This window comes from Arsenophonus endosymbiont of Bemisia tabaci Q2 (assembly GCF_902713415.1).
Lineage (GTDB): Bacteria > Pseudomonadota > Gammaproteobacteria > Enterobacterales > Enterobacteriaceae > Arsenophonus.
In genome coordinates this window covers 1-2,622 of the sequence record NZ_CACTIE010000250.1, presented here as the reverse complement: position 1 = coordinate 2,622, position 2,622 = coordinate 1, and the positions used below count along the sequence as shown (strand labels likewise).

The window sequence follows — 2,622 nt, the reverse complement described above, 5'->3', positions numbered from 1 at the left end:
CGACTTTAAAATGATTACAAGTAATTACTCTATATCAGTAAATTTATATTGGAGAAAAACATATATTTTGTAATCAAAATTAAGACGCTTAGCTATACATTACCCGCCAAAGCAATGGCTTATGCGAAAGGTGCCTATTTCCTTGAACAAGATCTGGTAATGACAAAAGATAATGAACTGATTGTATTACATGATCATTACCTAGATAGCGTTACAGGCGTTGCGGATCGGTTCCCTGGCCGTGCTCGCAAAGATGGTCGCTTTTATGCCATTGATTTTACCTTACCCGAAATTCGATCACTCAAATTTACTCAAGCCTTTCAAATTAAAGATGGTAAAACAGTTCAAATTTACCTTAATCGCTTTCCGATGGGAAAATCCAGCTTCCATATTCATACTTTTCAAGAAGAAATTGAATTTATCCAAGGTTTGAATAAATCTACTGGCAAAAATATCGGCATTTATCCGGAAATTAAAGCGCCTTGGTTTCACAAACAAGAAGGGAAGGATATTTCGATGAGAGTGTTAGAAATTCTGAAGCAATATGGCTACAGCAAGAAAAACGACAATGTTTATCTTAAAGTGCTTTGATGATAATGAGTTAAAACGCATTAAAAATGAGCTTTTACCTAAATTAGGTATGGATTTAAAACTGGTTCAATTAATTCTGCTCCCACTGACTGGCATGAAACTTATGAAGAGCAGCCTAACGGTACATAGACAAATTATAGCTATGACTGGATGTTTAAACCGGGAACAATGAAAGAAATTGCTAACTAAGTATGCTGATGGCATTGGCCCAGATTACCACATGCTTATTAATGAAAACTCAAAGCCTGGTAAAATAAAACTTACAACAATGGTTAAAGATGCACACAAAAATAAGTTAGTCGTTCATCCCTATACCATTCTAATTGATAAGCTACCAAATTACGTGAAAAACGTTCAACAGCTGTTTGATATTATCTATAACAAAGCTAACGTCGATGGTGCCTTTACCGATTTCCCTGATCTCGGGATAAAATTCTTGCAAAAACAGCATCAACATCAATAACAGCCACCAATAAATTCAGTGGTAATAATTTACCGCTGATTACTATTAGTTTACTAATATTAAGCTCGCTCTATAGAAAAAGAGATAACATCACTGATTTTTTCTGCATTCAGCGCCAACATGACTAAACGATCAATACCTAAAGCAACACCTGAACAATCAGGTATGATTTTATCTAGCGCAGCAAGCAGACATTCATCAATAGGCTGTTTTGGTAAACCCATTTTTTTGCGCATCTGATTATCATGGTCAAAACGTTCTCGCTGTTCTTGTCCATCAGTCAACTCACGAAAGCCATTGGCCAACTCAATACCCTTAAAATAAACTTCAAAACGCTCAGCAACTCGATGGTCTTCTTTACTAATTTCAGCTAATGCTGCTTGTGAAGCACGAAAATGATAGATAACGGTAGGCTTATCTTTACCTAAATTTGGTTCAACTCCCATAGTAAACAAAAATTGTAATAACACATCTTTGTCTTCTTCTGTTTCGGCATTATTTAAACCCAACTTCACTGCTGCATCACGTAATTGTTTTTTTTCTGACTTTAGTGCTAACGGATCAATGTTTAGATAACGCTGAAAGGCCTGTTGATATGATATCCGCTCAGTGGGTTGGCAGTCCAAAATTTGTTGCAACAAATCATCTACTTCATCAATAAGTCGGTACATGTCATAATGAGGCCGATACCATTCAAGCATAGTAAATTCTGGATTATGATAACGTCCCTCTTTTTCATTACGAAAAGCTTTAATCATCTGATATATAGGCCCACTGCCGGCTGCTAGCAAACGTTTCATATGATATTCAGGACTGGTTATCATATACAATTTGGTGCTGTCAGCAATTACCGGAGCAACAAATTGAGTTTCAAACGGTGAGAGATGAATATCTGTTACCGTGAATTTGCTTAATATAGGCGTCTCTACTTCCACTACTCCCCGATCGATGAAAAAACGTCTGACTTCAGCAATAATTTTGGCTCTTTTCAGTAAGTTATTGATAGACGCGCTGGGTTGCCAATTCACTATCTCACTCATTGTAAAAACTCCAAAAAAGAATAAAGTACGCTAGTTTACTCTCCTGTACACAAATAAACAAATTTTTCATATCTTTAATCTCATCACTCTGTTTTAAAAAAAACTAACCCTTAGCTAAATAGTAAGAGAACTTGAAAATATTAATTAGTTGAAATAAATAATTAACGTTAGTTATAAGTTGATATAACTACTTTCTATATGATCTCTAATTTAGCTGAATAAAGAAAATATTTCAACTCAAAACCATCAAACCATAAAAAATAAATTCAAATAATATCAATTTTTTAAAAAATTTGTAAGTTATTTCCAGCTATAAAATTAATAAAAATAATCATTTTAATGAATTAATGTAAATTTTTATTTATTAAAATTGCATTTATTTATAATATTTTTATTTTTAAAAAATTATTATAAATATGACTAAAATTACCTTATTGCTCATAAAAATATTATCAATGAATATATTTTTATTGATATAAAAAATACCAAAATAGAATAATGTTATATATCAATAAATAAGAATATAAT

General features: G+C 32.6%; 1 protein-coding gene and 1 pseudogene. One reads left to right on the top strand and one right to left on the bottom strand.

All coding sequences use genetic code 11. The features are described from left to right. Positions 1-93: 93 nt before the first annotated feature. Positions 94-1,054, top strand: a pseudogene (gene glpQ, locus ARSQ2_RS10755) (glycerophosphodiester phosphodiesterase); the annotation flags it as partial. A gap of 59 nt (positions 1,055-1,113) precedes the next feature. On the opposite strand, the gene epmA reads toward glpQ, so the two are convergent. Further along, positions 1,114-2,094, bottom strand: coding sequence for an elongation factor P--(R)-beta-lysine ligase (gene epmA / locus ARSQ2_RS10750; RefSeq protein WP_181995291.1), 981 nt, complete (start codon positions 2,092-2,094; stop codon positions 1,114-1,116). Between the last annotated feature and the right edge of the window lie 528 nt (positions 2,095-2,622).